The organism is Microbacterium sp. Y-01, from assembly GCF_003856715.1.
Taxonomy (GTDB): domain Bacteria; phylum Actinomycetota; class Actinomycetes; order Actinomycetales; family Microbacteriaceae; genus Microbacterium; species Microbacterium algeriense.
Map to the genome: position 1 here is coordinate 1,779,292 of NZ_CP024170.1, position 18,258 is coordinate 1,797,549.

Here is an 18,258-nt window from a genome sequence, read left to right on the forward strand (position 1 = left end):
ATCTCCCGGGCCTCGTGTCCGAGGCCCGGGGGAGAATGGCGTCATGGGACACGGTGACGGCAGGGGACGCGTGGTCTCGCGTCCGGATGCCGACGACACCGGAACGCGCATCCTGCATGTCGACATGGACGCGTTCTACGCGGCTGTCGAGGTGCTCGATGACCCCACGCTCCGCGGGCTGCCGCTCATCATCGGGGCTCCCGATGGCCGCTCGGTCGTCTCGAGCGCATCGTACGAAGCGCGACGCTACGGCGTGCGCGCCGCCATGCCCGTGTCCCAGGCGCTCCGGCTCTGCCCCACGGCGCGCATCGTCCCCCCGCACTTCCATCGGTACCAGGAGGTCTCGCGCCAGGTGATGGCGATCTTCGAGTCGTTCACGCCGCTCGTGGAGCCGCTGTCGGTCGACGAGGCGTTCCTCGACGTGCAGGGTGTCCGACGGCTGTGGGGGAGTCCGGCCCGCATCGCGGACCTGATCCGCACGCGTGTCCTCGACGAGGTCGGCATCACCTGCAGCGTGGGTGTCGCAGCGACGAAGCACGTCGCGAAGATGGCCTCGACGGTCGCCAAACCCGACGGGATGCTCGTGGTGCCCGCCCCCGCCACTCTCGACTTCCTCGCCCCTCGTCCGGTGCGGGCGATGTGGGGTGTGGGGCCGAAGGCCGCGGAGGCGCTGGAGGCTCGGGGGATCCGCACGATCCGGGATGTGCGCGAGTCGTCACGGGAGATGCTCGATCGCGCCGTGGGGCCGGCGCTGAGCGCGCGATTGACCCAGCTCGCGCTCGGCGAGGACCCCCGCGCGGTCGACACCGAGCGGGTGGAGAAGAGCATCGGCCACGAGGAGACGTTCGATCAGGACATCCTCGACCGGACGTTCCTCCGCGCCGAGCTGCTCCGGCTCGCGGACCGCGTCGCCGCGCGGCTGCGTCGAGCGGACTGGGAGACCGCGACGGTGTCTATCAAGATCCGCTTCGACGACTTCCGTACGGTGAACCGCTCGCAGACGCTGAGCGAGCCCACAGCCGTCGGCCAGCGCATCGGCGAGGCCGCCCAGGGCCTGTTCGAGCAGATCGACCGGCGCGACCCGGTGCGTCTGGTCGGTGTGCGCGCCGAGAACCTGCGTCCAGCGGGCGGGGCGGGCCTCGGACTCTGGGATGACGATGAGGACTGGCGCAAGGTCGAGGGCGCGGTCGACGAGGCCGTCGCGAGGTTCGGCTCCGCGACGATCAGTCGCGCCAGGCACATCGGCCACGGCGACGGACGCGGCGCCGCACAGCACCCGAAGGCGCACGGCGTGAATTGACCGCGCGTGTCGTGCCGCCGTCGGCTAGCGTGGGACCATGCCGAACATTGCACTGGAACTCGGAAAGCAGGCCGCGAATCTCGGCGTCAAGAGCGCCTATGGAGAGCCGCAGGACGTCGACGGGGTGAGCATCACTCCGGTCGCGTTCACGTACTCCGGATTCGGAGGCGGCAGCGGTGATGGCGCTGAGGGCGGCGGCGGAGGAGGCGTGTCGGTGCCGGTCGGCGTGTACGTCCGCCGTGAGGAGGGACTGCGCTTCGAGCCGAACATCGTCACGCTGCTCGTCGTGGCCGTGCCGTTCGTGTGGGTCGCCGGACGCGCGATCACCCGCATCATCCGTGCCCTCAAGAAGTGACGACCCTGTCGCGGCAGCTCTCGAGCAGGCCGCGACACTGATCGCGCACGACGTCCGCGCGCTGGCGGCCGCCAACCCGGTCGTGCTCATCGACGGCGGCAGCGGGGCGGGCAAGTCGTCCCTCGCGGCGCGCCTGGTGCGCCGGTGGCCGGTCAGCGGACACGTGCAGCTCATCGCGCTCGACTCGATCTACCCGGGCTGGGATGGCCTGGATGAGGGAGCGGAGCGCGCCCTGGAATGGATTCTGCGCCCGCACGGACGCGGGTACCTCGGCACCTGGCGGCGCTGGGACTGGGAGGCGCAGGCCGAGGCGGAGAGTCATGCTGTGGACCCGGCGCTGGGTGTGATCATCGAGGGGAGCGGCATTCTCCGACCCGCGACGGCGCGGTTGGCGGATGTGCGCGTGTGGGTGGAATCGGCGGAACCCGTGCGCAAGGCCCGTGCTCTGGCCCGCGACGGTGACACGTACCGCCCGCACTGGGATCGCTGGGCCGCCCAGGAGCGCCGGCACATCGAGAGGGACGATCCTCGGGCGCTGGCGACCCGGATCGTCCCGGTGCCCTGAGGTCTCAGGAGCCCAAGCCGGCGCCCGCGTCATCGGCGGCCTGGATCAGGAGCTCGAGTCGATACCCGACCCAGTCGTACACCTGGTGACGCCCGTCCTCACCGGAATCGTCGTCCGCGGTGATCCCGAGCCTGGTCGCGATCACGAGCCGAATCGCCGTGAGCGTTCGCAGCCAGGGATCGAGCTCGTCCAGCGAGATCGCCAGATCCCGGGACTCCAGCGCGGCGTCGCCGAGCGCGGTCGGATCTTCGTCGAAGTCGTCGAGGGACGCCCGCATCCGCCGTGCGTCGGCGGCACGACGGTCGAGCAGATCGTTGCGGGTCGCTTCTGCGAAGGCGGCGGTCGATCCCTGGTCACCGGGATACGGGCTGGGGGTCAGGCGCTCGACAGCGGGATCGCCGACGTCACGAGACGTATCGATCAGCTCCAGGAAGTCATCGACGAGTCGGGCCAGGTGCAGTTCCTCGACGGCCGTGATCGGCGTGGATATGGTGATCGCGGTCATAGCGGAGCCTTCCTGACGGTCGCCCACAGGCCGAAGTCGTGCATGGCCTGAGCGTGCACCTCCATTGTCTCGCGCGGACCGGTGGCGACGACGGCGTGTCCCTCGTGGTGCACGGCGAGCATCAGGGCGGTCGCGCGGTCGAGGGAGTAGCCGAAGTAGGTGCGGAACACCCGCACGACGTAGCTCATGAGGTTCACGGGGTCGTTCCACACCACGACCTGCCACGGCTCCAGGGGCGCGGCCTGAAGATCCGTGGCCTCATCGAGCGAGGGGACGGCAGCGGGGACAGTCATGCCCAGCCCATCTCGTGCAGTTGCCGATCGTCCAGCCCGTAGAAGTGCGCGATCTCGTGCACGAGGGTCGTGTGGATCTCGTCCCGGAGGTCCGCCTCATCCTCGCACTGGGCGAGATGCGGTTCCCGGTAGACGACGATCCGATCGGGCAGTTCGCCCATGCCGTACTGGGTGCGTTCGGTGAGCGCCAGGCCGTCGTATAGGCCCAGCAGATCGAGGGTGCCGTCTTCGGGGCGATCCTCGACGACGAACACGACGTTGTCCAAGCCCTCGACCATCTCGTCGGGCAGCTGGTCGAGCTCGTCGATCACGAGCTCTTCGAAGGCGGCGGCGTTCATCTCCATCCTCTCCAGCCTACGGGCGTGCGGCGGTCAGTGCAGGAGCACGAGGATCGCTGCGACCACGATGAAGAGGATGCCGAAGATCGTGTTGAGGAGACGCTGTCCGCGCACGGTGCGGGTGAGGCGACGGAACGGGCGGGCCGCTGCGGCGAAGAACCCCCACATCACGATCACATCCACGATGATCACGGTCACGATGAGCGTGACGTACTGCGGGATCGGCGGTTGATCCAGACGGATGAACTGGGGGATGAACGCGAGGAAGAAGACGATGGCCTTGGGGTTGAGGAGGTTGACCCAGAACCCGCGGCGGATCATCGACCAGCGGCCCTCACGCGTGTCGACCGGCGTCGGCGCGTCCTCGACGGACGTAGTCGGCTTGGTGAGGATGAGTCTGATGCCGAGGTAGACGAGGTAAGCGGCGCCGGCGTAACGGATGGCGTTGAACAGGAGCGGTGACTGGGCGACCAGGAGTCCCACACCCGCGGCGACGATCGCGACATGGACGACCAGGGCGATCTGCTGGCCGATGATGCCCCAGATCGAGCGGCGCCATCCCTGGTTCATGGCGTTCGATATCGTGTTGATCGCGCCGGCCCCGGGGGTGAAGCTGATCACGACGGATGCGGTGAACAACGAGAACCAGACCGCGAATGTCACCTCGTCAGTCTAGGGCGCGCGGATCGCCCGATCTCGCGCGCCCCGGACGCGAAGAAGGCCCGAACCGTGCGGTTCGGGCCTTCTTCAGGAGGGTGAGTAACGGGACTCGAACCCGCGACATCCGGCACCACAAGCCAGCGCTCTACCAGCTGAGCTATACCCACCATGTGCCCACCGGAGCGGGCAACCATACGAGTCTATTACATGTTCGGGGTGAACTCTGACACCGTACGGGTCGCGATGTCGCGCGCCTCATCGCTGGAGGGTCCTGGTTCGTCGACGAAGACGGCCTCCCGGTAGTACCGGAGCTCGCGGATCGACTCCAGGATGTCGGCGAGTGCGCGGTGCCCGCCGTCCTTGACCGGGGCCTGGAAGAACACGCGCGGGTACCACCGCCGGGAAAGCTCCTTGATGCTCGAGACATCGACGTTGCGGTAGTGCAGCCACTGATCCACCTGCGGCATGTACTTGGCGAGGAACATCCGGTCGGTGCCGATCGTGTTCCCGGCGAGCGGGGCCTTCCGCTCCAGCGGGACGAATCGCTTGATATACGCGAGCGTCTGAGCCTCCGCTTCTTCGAGCGAGACGCCGTGGGGGATCTCCTCGATCAGCCCTGAGGTCTCGTGCATCTTCGTGACGAAGTCGTTCATGTGCGCGAGCGCCGCTTCGCCGGGTCGGATCACTACCTGGAAGCCCGCATCGAGCGGACGCAGTTCGAAGTCGGTGATGACGACGGCGATCTCGACGAGCTCATCGACCGCGAGATCGAGGCCCGTCATCTCGCAATCGATCCATACGAGACGATCGTTCTCGGACGCAGATACCATTCGGCCATCCTATCGACGGCTCCGACATCGCCCGGCGTGAGCGGTTCTGCAAGCGACGGGGAGACCGCGGTACGGTAGAGATATCCCGCCTCCGTAGCTCAGGGGATAGAGCAGGAGCCTTCTAATCTCTTGGTCGCAGGTTCGAATCCTGCCGGGGGCGCTTCACGAGTGGCGCAGCGCGGTGACGGCGTCGTCGGCACGCCAGAACTCGCCGACCATGCGGAAGACGCCCGTCGCCAGGTGCAGCCGTTCGGCGCGGTAGCGCAGCCCGAGGGGATCGGCGACGATGCGGAGGTGCCCCAGCACGTGCTCGCGCTGGTCTTGGACGCGCCACAGGTGATCGGCAGCGCGGACGAGGTGTTCCCGCGCCGAGGCGAGACGCGGCGTGGCGAACGGGACCTCGGGCAGGGACGTGATCTGGCTGTCTGACATGGGAACTCCTTTCCTGATTCGAAGATATGACCGACCACCGACATTCCGACCAGGGTTTCGCGCCGAGCCTCCTGCACTTCTCCTGCACGGAGCGTCGGGTATCGGCACATCTCCACGGCGGTCGTGTTCGGGAGCTGTGTGCGGCCGTGCCCGCGGTCACGCTGGTCTCACCCGGGCAGGATCCGGAAGACGAAAGGACGCAGCATGATCGACACCCTGACCATCGTCGGAAGAGTCGCGACCGACCCGGTTCTGAGTCAGACCACGGGAGGGGTCCCGGTGACGAACTTCCGGCTCGCGAGCACCCAGCGGCGTTTCGACGCCGCCACGCAGTCCTGGGTCGACAACGGGACGAACTGGTTCTCGGTAGCGGCGTTCCGACAGCTCGGCGAGCACGCGAAAGCCTCGCTGCGCACGGGCGACAGCGTGATCGTCACGGGGCGGCTCAAGATCCGCAACTGGGAGCACAACGGCAAGCACGGCACGAGCGTCGACATCGATGCGGAGGCGATCGGCCACGACCTCCGGTGGGGGACGACGGCTTATCGGCCGCAGTCTCGTCCGTCGGCAGCCGGCTCCGGACCGGCAGATGCGCCCGGGGACGACGGCGAAGCGGTCGCGCCGGAGCGATCCTCTGCGGTCGATGCCTCGTGGTCGACGACATCGGGAACGGGAGAGGACGCGGTGGCGAGACCCTTCTGACCGGCTGGACCCGCAGGTGGTACGAGCCCGCACGTCCCATCATGGGGCGCGAGCGCAAGGCACGTAGACTCGGCTCGTGCTTCGTCGATCGGTCCTCTCACCGACGCGTGCGGGCAGCGTCCTCGCGGCCACCGCCACCGTCGTTCTGCTCCTGTCCGCGTGCGCACCGGAGCCCGGTCCCTCCGCCTCTGCCACACCGGCGGGGTCACCGAGTCCTGATGCCACGGAGTCCGCCGCTCCCGCGCTCGTGCCGGAGGGCACCGCCGAGGAGAACCTCCCGGTCTTCGCCGCGGTCGCCGAACGTGTCTGGGCGACCGATCAGCGCGGGTCGGGTCGGGCGTACGTCGACGGCCTGGTCACGGCCGGATTCGACCGCGCGGACATGCAGGTCACCCAGGACCAGACGACCGTCGGCAACCCGGCAGAGAGCCTGCAGTTCTCGGTGCGCTGGGGCGAGCAGGACTGCCTCGTCGGTCAGGTCGGCCCATCGACGGGTGGCGTCGTCACCGCCGTGATGCCGCAGCTGGCCGACGGGCGGTGCCTGATCGGCGCCACACGCCCGATCGACTGGTGACACCAGAACCCGTCATCACGGATCCGTCCGCGGCGGGACGCAGGACGGGTCAATCGCGTCGGGGGCGGGAACGCCCGATCCAGCTGGCGAGACGGCGGGCGGGAAGAGGGACCGTCGTGCACGTCGCCGAGGTGTGTTCGACTCCGCGGTCGTCGATCAAGGTGACACGGCACATCACGCGCAGGTTCCGTGGGACGCTCGGAGATGGTGTGGCCTCGACCTCCAGGACGGCGTCCGTGACCCACTCGGGCGGCAGACGACGCAGATGGAGATGTCGACGCAGGTCCATCCTGAGTTGGTCGGCTATCGACAGCAGTTCGATCGTCGTAGGCGCCACCGAGCCGACCACCATGTCGAACGAATACCGGCCACCGACTCCCTGTCGGTATGCCCTCCCGATGCTGCCGAGCGACCACCACTCCGGATCCCAGGGAGTGTCACGCACGAAATGTCCCAGGATGCCGTACGCAACGTCGCGGAACTGGCGGCGGTTGGGCATGGTGCCATTATGCGACCGGTAGGCTAGAGAACCCAGTCGGCGAGAAGACACAGCAGCCTCGCCCCGGCTGATCACTTCACATCCACCATGAGAAGCGGCCTCGCCCGGACCGGGTGTTGAGTCAGGCCTCAAGAGGAGCGTTTAAACGGTATGGCTGAGTACATCTACTCGATGGTGCGTGCGCGCAAGGCTGTGGGCGAGAAGCTCATCCTCGACGACGTCACGATGGCGTTCCTCCCCGGCGCCAAGATCGGCATGGTCGGCCCGAACGGCGCCGGAAAGTCGACGATCCTCAAGATCATGGCCGGGCTCGACACGCCCTCCAACGGCGAGGCCAAGCTCGCGCCGGGCTACTCGGTCGGCATCCTGATGCAGGAGCCGGAACTCGACGAGTCCAAGACGGTGCTGGAGAACATCCAGGACGGCATCGCGATCAAGGCGAAGGTCGACCGCTTCAACGAGATCTCCGCTCTGATGGCCGACCCCGACGCGGACTTCGATGCGCTGCTCGCCGAGATGGGCACGCTGCAGGAGGAGATCGACGCGGCGGACGGCTGGGACCTCGACTCGCAGCTGGAGCAGGCGATGGACGCCCTGCGCACGCCTCCGGGGGATGCCGCGATCGCTCCGCTCTCCGGTGGTGAGAAGCGTCGTGTCGCGCTGGCCAAGCTCCTGCTTCAGAAGCCGGACCTGCTCCTCCTCGACGAGCCCACCAACCACCTCGACGCCGAGAGCGTGCTCTGGCTCGAGCAGCACCTGCAGTCGAACAAGGGCGCGGTCATCGCGATCACTCACGACCGGTACTTCCTCGACCACGTCGCCGAGTGGATCGCCGAGGTCGACCGCGGTCGTCTGATCGGCTACGAGGGCAACTACTCGACCTACCTGGAGAAGAAGGCCGAGCGCCTCGACATCCAGGGCAAGAAGGACGCGAAGCTCGCGAAGCGTCTCAAGGACGAGCTGGAGTGGGTCCGTTCCAGTGCGAAGGGACGCCAGACGAAGTCGAAGGCGCGTCTCGCGCGGTACGAGGAGATGGCTGCGGAGGCGGAGCGCACCAGGAAGCTGGACTTCGAGGAGATCCAGATCCCGGCGGGTCCGCGTCTGGGCAGCATCGTGATCGACGCCAAGAACCTGAAGAAGGGCTTCGACGGCCGCTCGCTGATCGACGGGCTGAGCTTCAGCCTTCCGCCGAACGGCATCGTCGGCGTGATCGGACCGAACGGCGTCGGAAAGACGACGCTGTTCAAGACGATCGTCGGCCTCGAGCCGCTCGACGGCGGGACGCTGAAGATCGGCGAGACCGTGAAGATCAGCTACGTCGACCAGTCGCGCTCGAACATCGACCCGAACAAGACGCTGTGGGAGGTCGTGTCCGACGGGCTCGACTTCATCACAGTCGGCAAGACCGAGATCCCGTCCCGCGCCTACGTGTCGAAGTTCGGCTTCAAGGGGCCGGACCAGCAGAAGAAGGCGGGCGTGCTGTCCGGTGGTGAGCGCAACCGCCTCAACCTCGCGCTGACGCTCAAGGAGGGCGGCAATCTGCTGCTGCTCGACGAGCCCACCAACGACCTGGACGTCGAGACGCTGAGCTCCCTCGAGAACGCACTGCTCGAGTTCCCCGGCTGCGCCGTGGTCATCACGCACGACCGGTGGTTCCTCGACCGCATCGCGACGCACATCCTCGCCTACGAGGGCACCGACGAGAAGCCCGACCAGTGGTACTGGTTCGAGGGCAACTTCGAGGCGTACGAGGAGAACAAGATCGAGCGTCTCGGACCGGATGCCGCCAAGCCGCACCGTTCGACGCACCGCAAGCTGACGCGCGACTGAGGCCGCGATGACCGCCGAGCCCGGGCCCCGTCTGCACATCCCGATCCACCTCCGCTGGGGCGATCTGGACGCGTTCAACCACGTCAACAACACCTCGATGCTCAAACTGCTCGAGGAGGCGCGGGTCCGCGCGTTCTGGCGAGCCGGCCCCGGCGAGGAAGCTCCGTCGACCGCGGTGCTCGACTCGGGCATCGACGAGGGGATCCTGACGCTCATCGCGCGGCAGGAGATCGAGTACCTCGCGCCGGTCCCGTATCAGCGGCGTCCGCTCGAGGTGCAGATGTGGTTCGGCAAGCTCGGCGGCTCCAGCGTCGAGGTGTGCTACGAGGTGCACAACGACCCGGCCGCCGAGCCGCGGCAGATCTACGCACGCTCCACGGCGATCATCGTGCTCGTCGACGCGAGCACGGGGCGTCCGACCAGGCTCACCGCGGAGATGCGCGAAGCCTGGGAGCCTTACGTCGGTCCGTCGATCGAGTACGCGCACCGCTGATCCGCAGCGCGCGAGGCGCATCCGCGCGCGTCAGGATCGGGGCTGCTCCTCGGGCACCCGGATCATGATCTCCTGCGCCACGCTGGCGACCAGGTCGCCGTCACGCGTATAGATGCGCCCTGTGGCGAGGCCTCGCCCGCCCCGCGCGTTCGGCGACTCCTGGAGGTATAGGAGCCACTCGTCCACGCGTGCAGGGCGGTGCCACCACATCGCGTGATCGAGGCTCGCCACCTTGAGCCCGGGAAGCGACCAGAAGACGCCGTGGGCCCGCAGGATGGACTCCTGGATGGTCATGTCGCTCAGATAGGCCAGCGCGGCGCGGTGCAGCCGCTGGTCGTCCGGAAGCGGGGCGCGGAGCCTCATCCACACGGCCTGCCGGGCGACGCGCTCGTCGTCGCTGGGCAGGTACAGCGGAGAATCGACGTGCCGGATGTCCGCGGCGCGGTCGCTCAGCATGCGCGCCGTCCCGGCGGGCAGACCCTGGACGCGATCCTCGTCGGGGACGAGGTCCTCCGGGGCGGGGATCCCCGGCGGCATCGGCTCGGCATGCTCGACACCCGGATCGGCATCCTGGAACGAGGCGATCATGGAGAAGATCGGCACACCGTTCTGATAGGCCTGCGTGCGGCGGGTGGAGAACGAGCGTCCGTCGTGGATCCGGTCCACCGCGATCGTGATGCCCTGATCGGCGTCGCCGGGGCGCAGGAAGTAGCCGTGCATGGAGTGCACGGCGCGATCCTCGGGAAGAGTGCGCTCCGCGGCCAGGAGCGCCTGGGCGAGGACCTGGCCGCCGTAGATGCGGCCGCTCGGCATCGGGTGCGAGGAACCGGTGAAGATGTCTTCCGTGGTCCTCGCCTGTGTCGCATCGAGATCGAGGACCTCGAGCAGTCGCTCGACGGTCTGGATGGCGTGGTTCTCCGCGCTCATGGGTTCCTCTCCGCGACCGCAGTGCCGCTCCGTTGGTAGTTTAGAACCCGTGGCCCATCAACTCGTCCTCGCCGATCCGGACACCGCGAAGGACGTCCTGACGTTCGTCGGGAGGGCGAAGAGGATCACGGCCGAGGGTGTCCGACTGCAGGCGGCGGACGGCGTCCTCGCCCTATCGACGGCCGTGCTCGCCCCCGTGACGCTGTTCGACCAGACGCCCACGATCCTCGCGATGCGCATCGTGTCGGCAGACCCCGAGCTCCAGTGCGACATCGTCGTGGACGAGCTGGCCGCGACCGACGACGACCTGCGCCTCACGCTTCCGGAACTCGGACTCTCACCGTCCTGGGTCGGGGTCGCTCCGCCGCGGGGGCAGTGGGCGCCGGTGGGCGCACTGCCGGCCTCGAAGATCGCTCAGCGGGCGCAGTGGGGGATCTCCGCCGTCGCCCGAGGTGCCGTCGACGGGGCAGGGGAGGAGGCGGTGCGCGCACTGCGTGCCGCGATCTGGGGCGAGCCGGACGAAGACCTTGACGGCCTGCCGCGTGGCGCCGCCTTCGCCGCCGATGCGATGGGCTTCATCTCCGGGGAGGAGGAGGTCCGCGTGATGAGGTCCGGCCGCTGGACGAGGCTCGCGTTCCGCCGTGGCCACGTCCTCGTCCGCGGTCCCGTGGCCTCCGGCCTCACGAGCGTGCGGGAGACCGGTTCGTCCGTCTGAGAGCCGCCGTCAGCGAGCAGCCGCGCGCCCTGCCTGGCGTCCCGAGAACAGACAGCCGCCGAGGAAGGTGCCCTCCAGCGCGCGGTAGCCGTGCACGCCGCCCCCGCCGAAGCCGCTCGCTTCGCCCGCGGCATACAGCCCGGGGATCGCGGAGCCGTCGGAGCGGAGAGCGCGTCCGTCGAGGTCGGTGTTGATGCCGCCCAGCGACTTCCGCGTGAGGACGTGCAGCTTGACGGCGATGAGCGGGCCCGCCGCGGGGTCCTGCAGCCGATGCGGCGCCGCGGTGCGGATGAGCTTGTCGCCGCGGTAGTTGCGCATGGAACGCAGCATCCCGATCTGGGCGTCCTTGGTGAACTCGTTCTCGATCTCGCGGTCCCTGGCGATGACTTCCCTCCGTACGTTGTCGATGTCGAGGGCGGAGCCGCCGGGATGACTCTGCATGCGCTCCAGCAGCGACTCCAGATCGTTCTCGACGAGGAAGTCCGCACCCTCGTCGAGGAAGGACTGCACCGGGCCGGTCGGTCCCTTGGCGAGACGCGATCGGAGCAGCAGGGCCACGTCCTTGCCCGTCAGGTCGGGATTCTGTTCGCTGCCCGAGAGCGCGAACTCCTTCTCGACGATCTGACGTGACGTGACGAACCAGGAGTGATCATGCCCTGTCGTGCGCAGGTGCGCGAGTGTGCCGAGGGTGTCGAATCCGGGGAACAGCGGAACCGGAAGACGCTTGCCCGTGGCGTCGAGCCAGAGGGAGGACGGCCCGGGCAGGATGCGGATGCCGTGTGAGGGCCACACGGGATCCCAGTTCGTGATGCCTTCGACGTAGTGCCACATCCGGTCGCCGTTGATCAGACGCGCCCCCGCAGCCTCGCTGACGGCCTGCATCGAGCCGTCGACGTAGGCGGGCACCCCCGTGAGCATGTGCTCGGGCGGTGTGCCGAGGCGCGATGGCCAGGCGGCGCGGACGAGGTCGTGGTTGCCGCCGATGCCGCCGGAGGCGACGACGGTCGCCGCGGCGATGATCTCGAACTCACCGATGCTCTGCCGTGTGGTCGCCTCTCCGCGCCGGGCGCCGGTGGAGGCGAGGATGCTGCCGCGCGCGCCGGTGACCGATCCGTCGGTGACGGTGAGCTCCGACACCCGGTGCCGCGGAAGGATCGTGAGTCGTCCCTCCCGTTCCCCCTGCTCGACGGCAGCGGCGAAGGGCGCCACGATCCCGGGACCGGTTCCCCAGGTGATGTGGAACCGCGGCACCGAGTTGCCCGGGCCGATGGCCCCGTATCCGCCGCGTTCCGCCCACCCGACGACGGGGAAGAAGCCGACTCCGCGATCGCGGAGCCAGGAGCGCTTCTCGCCGGCGGCGAACTGCAGGTATGCCTCCGTCCAGCGCCGTGGCCACTCGTCCTCAGCGCGGTCGAAACCGGCGTTGCCGAACCAGTCCTGTGTGGCGAGCTCGAGCGAGTCCTTGATGCCGAAGCGTCGCTGCTCCGGCGAGTCGATGAAGAACAGGCCGCCGAAGGACCACCAGGCCTGGCCGCCGAGGTTCGTCCGCGGTTCCTGGTCGAGCAGGATGACACGGCGCCCGGCGTCGAGCGCCTCGGCGGCCGCCACCAGGCCGGCGAGCCCCCATCCGATCACCAGGACATCTGCGGACAGGGGCTTCGTCGTCATGAGTTCTCCGTTGATTCCTGACGTGATCGGGTCTCGAGCGTGGGGCGACCGCCGGGGGCGGCACCGATCCCGGACGGCTCGAATGTGTTCACCATGGCATATGCCGCGCGCTCCAGGTAGTCCCACAGCGTCGATTCGTGCAGGGGGGACAACTGCGCCTCGTCGACGGCGGTGCGCATGTGACGAAGCCAACGATCCCGGGCATCGGCGTCGATGTGGAACGGCATGTGCCGCATGCGCAGCCGCGGGTGTCCGCGCGTGTCCCCGTAGGTCGTCGGCCCTCCCCAGTACTGCTCGAGGAACATGCGGAGACGATCCTCTGCGGGGCCGAGATCCTCTTCCGGGTACATCGGCTTCATCACGGGGTCGAGGGCCACCTCGCGGTAGAACACCGACACGATTCTCCGGAAGGTCTCGTGTCCGCCGATCTCGTCGTAGAACGTCACTTCTGGGTGCTCCCGTCGTCGGTCTGCTTCTTGCGCCGCCAGATGCCGCGGTCGGGGATGACCGGCACACCTGTGACGGCGTTCGGCCGGGTCTTGGGCGGGTTCGCGCCGCGCACCCGTCGCGCGCCGTCGAGTCCGGTCGGAACGACGTCGGTCATGCGCGGGACGCCGATCTCCTTCTCGAGGAGGGCGGCACGGAGACGTCGCCGAAGCTCCTGGGCCACGTCGTCCTTGGCGTTCGCGCGGGCCTTGATCACGATCCGGACGACGAGGGCGTCCCCGTCGATCGACTCCAGGCCCCACAGCTCCGGCTTCTCGATGATGCGGGTACGCCACTTCGGGTCCTTCGCGAGTCCCTGGGCGGTCTCGAGCATGATGTGCTCGACCTGCTCGAGATCAGAGTCGGCCGGCACCCCGAGGTCGATGATCGCACGCGCCCACCCCTGCGACATGTTGCCGATGCGGGTCACCTCGCCGTTGCGCACGTACCAGAGCGTGCCGTTGACGTCGCGGACCTGGGTGATGCGGACGCTGACGTACTCGACGACACCGCTCGCGAGCCCGAGATCGACGACGTCGCCGATGCCGATCTGGTCCTCGGCGACGAGGAACATGCCGTTGAGCACGTCCTTGACGATGTTCTGGGCGCCGAAACCCAGCCCGGCGCCGACGGCTGCCGTCAGCAGGGTCAGCGAGCCGAGGAGGCTCTGATCGAGGGCGTTGACGATCAGCACGATCGCGATCACCACGAGCATCACGTTCACGATGTTCTGCAGGATCGTCCCGAGCGTCCGGGTGCGCTGCACCAGCCGCATGTCCGCGAGCGGCGACCGTTCGAGCGCCTGTGTGTCGTCGACCGACGCCTTGTTCTTCGCGCTGTCGACGATGCGGTGCACGACGCGGCGGATGACCAGGCGCAGGATGAGTCCGATCACCACGCAGCTCACGATGATGAGCGCGACGGCGAGAGCTTTCATCCCGACCTTGCCGAGCACATCGAGCAGACCGACCAGCCAGTCGGGGAGCGGCGTGGGTTCGGGTGCGGGGGTGGTCTGGAAGGGGAGCATCATCACTTCCAGATCCTAGCGATCGGGCCTCTGCGCGGGCTGGACGAGCGTGCAACGGCAAGACGGAGACCGCCCCTCGCGCGCCGGCGCGTCACGGTGGACGCGGTCCGCGCGAGGGGACGATCTCCGTCTCGGAAGGGAGGGATCAGTCCTCGGCGTCGCGAGCCTGTGCGGCCAGCGCACGCTCGACGTCCGCGAGGTTCTCCAGCACCAGGCGGCGCAGGGCGGGCGGGGCGTCCTGGTGGGCGGAGAGCCAGGCGCGGGTGGCGTCGCGGAGGGCGACGTCGGCCAGCGCGGTCGGGAACAGTCCGACGATGAGGTACTGGGCGATCTGGTAGGTGCGCGACTCCCACACCGGGAGCAGCATGTCGAAGTACTTCGGCACGAACTCGCCGAGCACCGACGCCCCTGCGGGGTGGACGAACCCGAGCGCCGCCGAACGCACGATCGTGTTCGGAGCATCGTCCCGCACGATCAGCGCGTCCCACGCGGCGTTCTTGGATGCCGAGTCGGGGAGCGAGGCACGCGCCTGCGCCGCGAACTCGGCGCCCTTGGCGGTGTTGTCCGCGGCGAGGGCGGAGTCGATCGTCGCCGCATCGGTCGCGCCGATCGTGGCGAGGCCGACGAGCAGCTGCCAGTTCAGGTCGGCGTCGATCTCGAGTCCGGGGAGCGTCTCCTCGCCGGAGCGCAGACGCCCCACGATGCCGGCGTGCTCGGGCGTGACGAGCGCGTTGGCGAACGCCGTGACGAACTGCAGCTGGCTGTCGCTGCCAGGCTCGGCCGCCTCGGCCAGGGCCCACAGTCCGTCGGCCACCTTGAGACGGGCTGCTTCGCGCTGTGCGGGTGCGACGTACAGGGTCGCCGCGGTGCGCAGCTGCGCGAGCGTGGTGCGCACCGTGGTCGACTCGGTCTCGCGGCCGATGTTGCCGAGCACGAGGTCGATGTAGGCGGACGCATCCGTCTCGGCGTCGCGGGTCTGATCCCACGCGGCGCCCCACACCAGGGAGCGGGCGAGCGGGTCGTGGATGTCGGCCAGGTGCGCGATCGCCGTGGCCAGGGACTTCTCGTCGAGACGGATCTTCGTGTACGCGAGGTCGTCGTCGTTGAGGAGCACGAGGTCGGGCCGCGCGATGCCCTGCAGCTCCGGGATCTCGGTGCGGTCGCCGTCTACGTCGACCTCGAGATAGTGCGAGCGCGTGAGGGAGCCGTCGGTCAGGGTGTAGAAGCCGATGCCGAGGCGGTGGGGGCGGATCGTCGGGTAGTCGGCCGGTGCGGTCTGCGTGATGGCGAAACGCGAGATCGTGCCGTCATGGCCCTCGGCGATGACCGGCTCCAGCGTGTTCACGCCGGCGGTCTCGAGCCACTTCTTCGACCAGGTGCTCAGGTCGCGGCCGCTGGTGGCCTCGAGCTCCGAGAGCAGGTCGCTGAGCTCGGTGTTGCCCCAGGAGTGCTTCTGGAAGTACTGCGAGACGCCGGCGAAGAACGCTTCGATCCCGACCCACGCGGCGAGCTGCTTCAGGACGGAGCCGCCCTTGGCGTAGGTGATGCCGTCGAAGTTGACCTGCACGTCTTCGAGGTCGTTGATCTCGGCGACGATCGGGTGGGTCGAGGGGAGCTGGTCCTGACGGTAGGCCCAGGTCTTCTCCATGGCGTTGAACGTGGTCCAGGCCTCTGTCCACTCGGTCGCCTCGGCGGTCGCGATGGTCGAGGCCCACTCGGCGAACGACTCGTTCAGCCAGAGGTCGTTCCACCACTTCATGGTGACGAGGTCGCCGAACCACATGTGCGCGAGCTCGTGCAGGATCGTGACGACGCGACGTTCCTTGACGGCGTCTGTCACCTTGCTGCGGAAGACGTACGTCTCGGTGAACGTCACGGCGCCCGCGTTCTCCATGGCGCCGGCGTTGAACTCCGGCACGAAGAGCTGGTCGTACTTGGCGAACGGGTACGGCACGCCGAACTTTGACTCGAAGTAGGCGAAGCCTTCGCGGGTCTTGTCGAAGATGTAGTCGGCGTCGAGGTGCTGCCACAGGCTCTTGCGGCCGTACACGCCGAGCGGGATGACGCGGCCCGAGGCGCTCGTCAGCTCCGAGAAGGTCGACTCGTAGGGACCGGCCACGAGCGCGGTGATGTACGAGGAGATGCGCGGCGTCGGCTCGAAGCCCCACGTCGCGGTCACGTCGTCGTCGTGCACGATCGGCTCGGGCGTGGGGGAGTTGGAGACCACCTTCCACGCGGCAGGCGCGGTGACGGTGAACTGGAACGTCGCCTTCAGGTCGGGCTGCTCGAAGACCGCGAACACGCGGCGCGAGTCCGGCACCTCGAACTGGGAGTAGAGATAGACCTCGCCGTCGACCGGGTCGACGAAGCGATGAAGGCCCTCGCCCGTGTTGGTGTAGAGGCAGTCGGCGTCGACGACCAGCACGTTCTCGGCCTGCAGGCCGGTGAGCGCGATGCGCGAGTCGGCGAAGACCTCGTTCGGGTCGAGCTGCTCGCCGTTGAGCGAGATCTCCCGGACATCGCGGGCGATGAGGTCGATGAAGGTGAAGCTCTCCGGCGTCGCGGTGAAGCGCACGACGCTGCGGGAGCCGAAGACCTCGGCGCCCTTGGTCAGGTCCAGGGCGACTTCGTAGGACTGCGTATCGATGACGCTGCGGCGCTCCTGCGCTTCGATACGGGTGAGGTTCTCTCCAGGCACAGCTGTACTCCCAGGGGTGAGGGGATGTCACCGGGGCTGGGCGCAGTTGGCGCCGACGGCAACCATGACAGCCTACGCCAGAGCGGTCGGTGCGCTCACGTTCGCTGATCGGATGCACGGAAACGGCAGACGCGGACGCAGGCCCTCTGCAGAGGTGAAAGGATGGGAGGGTGACTGCGATCGAGCCGAATGTCGTTCCCTTTGCTTCGCCTGCTGCCGCCGACGGCGCGCCCTTCGTGACCACTCCGGTCGCCTATGACGCCATCCTGCTGGCGAGCTTCGGCGGCCCGGAAGGCCAGGAGGATGTGATCCCCTTCCTGCGCAACGTCACGCGGGGGCGCGGCATCCCCGATGAGCGGCTCGAGGAGGTGGCGCATCACTACCGTCACTTCGGCGGCGTGAGCCCGATCAACGGGCAGAACCGTGTGCTCAAGGAGGCGCTCGAGAACGCTCTCGCAGAGCGCGGTATCGACCTCCCCGTCTACTGGGGCAACCGCAACTGGGGCCCGTACCTGGAAGACGTCATCCCCGAGGCCGCTGCCAACGGGCACACGACGCTGCTCGCTTTCGCCACGAGCGCGTACAGCTCGTTCTCCAGCTGCCGCCAGTACCGCGAAGACTTCGCACGGGTGCTGACCGAGACGGGCCTGGGGGAGAGCGTGACGATCGACAAGATCCGTCCCTTCTACGACCACCCGGGCTTCGTCGAGGCCTTCGAGGCAGGCGTGCGCGAATCCGTGCAGGGCTATCTCGACCAGGGCATCGCACCCGGAGACATCCAGGTGCTGTTCTCCACGCACAGCATCCCCACCGCCGACGCGGAGCGCTCCGGCGCCAGGGACATCGACTGGGGCGCTGAGGGCGGCGCCTACGCCGCCCAGCACCTCGCGGTCGCCGCGTGGACCATGGACCAGGTTCGCGCGGCACTTCCCGGTGCCGCCGATGTGCCGTGGGAGCTGGTGTACCAGTCGCGATCCGGCCCCGCGTCGCAGCCGTGGCTGGAGCCGGATGTGTGCGATGTCATCGGCGAGCTGCCTGCGCGGGGCCGCAAGGCTGTCATCGTGGTTCCCGTCGGCTTCATGAGCGACCACATGGAGGTGCTGTGGGATCTCGACACCGAAGCCGCGGAAGCCGCGGAGGAGGCCGGGCTGGCCTTCACCCGCACGCCGACGCCGGGTGTCCGCCCTGCCTTCGTCGACGGGATCGTCGACCTGATCGAGGAGCGACTCCAGGGGCGTCCGAACGAGGAGCGTGCGCACGTGACCACGCTCCCGGGAGGCTTCGACGTGTGCCGCCCCGGATGCTGCGAGAACGTCCGCGCGGGCTTCAAGCCCGCGGCGGCCGGCGTCGCCCCGTGACAC

General features: G+C 68.4%; 21 protein-coding genes and 2 tRNA genes. 10 read left to right on the forward strand and 13 right to left on the reverse strand.

Annotated elements, in window-relative coordinates:
* The first annotated feature begins 43 nt into the window (after positions 1–43).
* Genes dinB through CSX12_RS08330 form a run of 3 tightly spaced genes read left to right on the forward strand, consistent with a single transcriptional unit; the run spans position 44 to position 2,220 of the window.
* On the forward strand, positions 44–1,300 hold the full coding sequence (dinB, locus tag CSX12_RS08320; protein WP_124895486.1) for a DNA polymerase IV: 1,257 nt from the start codon (positions 44–46) through the stop codon (positions 1,298–1,300).
* A 37-nt stretch (positions 1,301–1,337) separates the two neighbouring features.
* Positions 1,338–1,655, forward strand: a complete 318-nt coding sequence (locus CSX12_RS08325) for a hypothetical protein (protein ID WP_017202039.1) — start codon at positions 1,338–1,340, stop codon at positions 1,653–1,655.
* Complete coding sequence (locus CSX12_RS08330) at positions 1,639–2,220, forward strand: hypothetical protein (RefSeq protein ID WP_124895487.1); 582 nt, start codon at positions 1,639–1,641, stop codon at positions 2,218–2,220. Before CSX12_RS08325 ends, CSX12_RS08330 begins: the two co-directional genes overlap by 17 nt.
* 4 nt (positions 2,221–2,224) lie before the next feature.
* Here CSX12_RS08330 and CSX12_RS08335 read toward each other — a convergent pair whose 3' ends face one another.
* From CSX12_RS08335 to orn, 6 genes are all read right to left on the reverse strand, one after another.
* Positions 2,225–2,725 (reverse strand): DUF2017 family protein, encoded by a 501-nt coding sequence (locus CSX12_RS08335; protein ID WP_124895488.1) that lies wholly within the window; start codon positions 2,723–2,725, stop codon positions 2,225–2,227.
* Positions 2,722–3,018 (reverse strand): ATP-dependent Clp protease adapter ClpS, encoded by a 297-nt coding sequence (clpS, locus tag CSX12_RS08340; protein ID WP_017202042.1) that lies wholly within the window; start codon positions 3,016–3,018, stop codon positions 2,722–2,724. Before clpS ends, CSX12_RS08335 begins: the two co-directional genes overlap by 4 nt.
* On the reverse strand, positions 3,015–3,362 hold the full coding sequence (locus CSX12_RS08345) for a metallopeptidase family protein (RefSeq protein WP_017202043.1): 348 nt from the start codon (positions 3,360–3,362) through the stop codon (positions 3,015–3,017). Before CSX12_RS08345 ends, clpS begins: the two co-directional genes overlap by 4 nt.
* A 27-nt stretch (positions 3,363–3,389) precedes the next feature.
* Positions 3,390–4,019 (reverse strand): LysE family transporter, encoded by a 630-nt coding sequence (locus tag CSX12_RS08350; protein WP_124895490.1) that lies wholly within the window; start codon positions 4,017–4,019, stop codon positions 3,390–3,392.
* Positions 4,020–4,110: 91 nt separating this feature from the next.
* A tRNA-His gene (locus CSX12_RS08355) sits at positions 4,111–4,183 on the reverse strand.
* Positions 4,184–4,219: 36 nt separating this feature from the next.
* Positions 4,220–4,846: an oligoribonuclease gene (gene orn, locus CSX12_RS08360; protein ID WP_124895491.1), complete on the reverse strand. Its 627-nt coding sequence runs from the start codon at positions 4,844–4,846 to the stop codon at positions 4,220–4,222.
* 87 nt (positions 4,847–4,933) lie between these two features.
* Between orn and CSX12_RS08365 the strand changes: the two genes are divergently transcribed.
* Positions 4,934–5,006: transfer RNA gene (locus tag CSX12_RS08365), tRNA-Arg, on the forward strand.
* A 2-nt stretch (positions 5,007–5,008) separates the two neighbouring features.
* On the opposite strand, the gene CSX12_RS08370 is transcribed toward CSX12_RS08365, so the two are convergent.
* Complete coding sequence (locus tag CSX12_RS08370) at positions 5,009–5,278, reverse strand: hypothetical protein (protein ID WP_124895492.1); 270 nt, start codon at positions 5,276–5,278, stop codon at positions 5,009–5,011.
* A gap of 204 nt (positions 5,279–5,482) precedes the next feature.
* On the opposite strand from CSX12_RS08370, the gene ssb reads away from it, so the two are divergent.
* Positions 5,483–5,980 (forward strand): single-stranded DNA-binding protein, encoded by a 498-nt coding sequence (ssb, locus tag CSX12_RS08375; RefSeq protein ID WP_124895493.1) that lies wholly within the window; start codon positions 5,483–5,485, stop codon positions 5,978–5,980.
* Between the two features lie 76 nt (positions 5,981–6,056).
* Positions 6,057–6,554, forward strand: a complete 498-nt coding sequence (locus CSX12_RS08380) for a hypothetical protein (RefSeq protein ID WP_124895494.1) — start codon at positions 6,057–6,059, stop codon at positions 6,552–6,554.
* 49 nt (positions 6,555–6,603) lie between these two features.
* On the opposite strand, the gene CSX12_RS08385 is transcribed toward CSX12_RS08380, so the two are convergent.
* Positions 6,604–7,053 (reverse strand): hypothetical protein, encoded by a 450-nt coding sequence (locus CSX12_RS08385; protein WP_124895495.1) that lies wholly within the window; start codon positions 7,051–7,053, stop codon positions 6,604–6,606.
* 150 nt (positions 7,054–7,203) lie between these two features.
* On the opposite strand from CSX12_RS08385, the gene ettA reads away from it, so the two are divergent.
* Positions 7,204–8,883: an energy-dependent translational throttle protein EttA gene (gene ettA, locus CSX12_RS08390; protein WP_124895496.1), complete on the forward strand. Its 1,680-nt coding sequence runs from the start codon at positions 7,204–7,206 to the stop codon at positions 8,881–8,883.
* Positions 8,884–8,890: 7 nt separating this feature from the next.
* Positions 8,891–9,376 carry a thioesterase family protein gene (locus CSX12_RS08395; protein WP_124895497.1) on the forward strand — a complete coding sequence of 162 codons (486 nt, stop codon included), beginning with the start codon at positions 8,891–8,893 and terminating at the stop codon, positions 9,374–9,376.
* Positions 9,377–9,406: 30 nt separating this feature from the next.
* Here the strand turns inward: CSX12_RS08395 and CSX12_RS08400 are convergent, their stop codons facing one another.
* Positions 9,407–10,303, reverse strand: coding sequence for an acyl-CoA thioesterase II (locus CSX12_RS08400; protein ID WP_124895498.1), 897 nt, complete (start codon positions 10,301–10,303; stop codon positions 9,407–9,409).
* Between the two features lie 49 nt (positions 10,304–10,352).
* Here CSX12_RS08400 and CSX12_RS08405 point away from each other — a divergent pair, with 49 nt between their 5' ends.
* On the forward strand, positions 10,353–11,018 hold the full coding sequence (locus CSX12_RS08405) for a hypothetical protein (RefSeq protein ID WP_017202052.1): 666 nt from the start codon (positions 10,353–10,355) through the stop codon (positions 11,016–11,018).
* 9 nt (positions 11,019–11,027) lie between these two features.
* Here CSX12_RS08405 and CSX12_RS08410 read toward each other — a convergent pair whose 3' ends face one another.
* The 4 genes from CSX12_RS08410 to pepN form a co-directional block, all read right to left on the reverse strand.
* The gene (locus CSX12_RS08410) at positions 11,028–12,686 is read right to left on the reverse strand and encodes an FAD-binding dehydrogenase (protein ID WP_124895499.1); all 1,659 of its coding nucleotides are present in this window, start codon (positions 12,684–12,686) and stop codon (positions 11,028–11,030) included.
* A complete protein-coding gene (locus CSX12_RS08415) occupies positions 12,683–13,132 on the reverse strand; it encodes a globin (RefSeq protein WP_017202054.1) in 450 nt (149 codons plus the stop codon). The genes CSX12_RS08410 and CSX12_RS08415 overlap by 4 nt, the downstream gene beginning before the upstream one ends.
* Positions 13,129–14,109 carry a mechanosensitive ion channel domain-containing protein gene (locus CSX12_RS08420; protein WP_225855839.1) on the reverse strand — a complete coding sequence of 327 codons (981 nt, stop codon included), beginning with the start codon at positions 14,107–14,109 and terminating at the stop codon, positions 13,129–13,131. Before CSX12_RS08420 ends, CSX12_RS08415 begins: the two co-directional genes overlap by 4 nt.
* Positions 14,110–14,344: 235 nt before the next feature.
* Entirely contained in the window at positions 14,345–16,897 is a 2,553-nt protein-coding gene (gene pepN / locus CSX12_RS08425; RefSeq protein ID WP_124895500.1) for an aminopeptidase N, read from the reverse strand.
* Positions 16,898–17,067: 170 nt separating this feature from the next.
* Here pepN and CSX12_RS08430 point away from each other — a divergent pair, with 170 nt between their 5' ends.
* Entirely contained in the window at positions 17,068–18,255 is a 1,188-nt protein-coding gene (locus CSX12_RS08430; protein ID WP_017202057.1) for a ferrochelatase, read from the forward strand.
* Positions 18,256–18,258 lie beyond the last annotated feature (3 nt).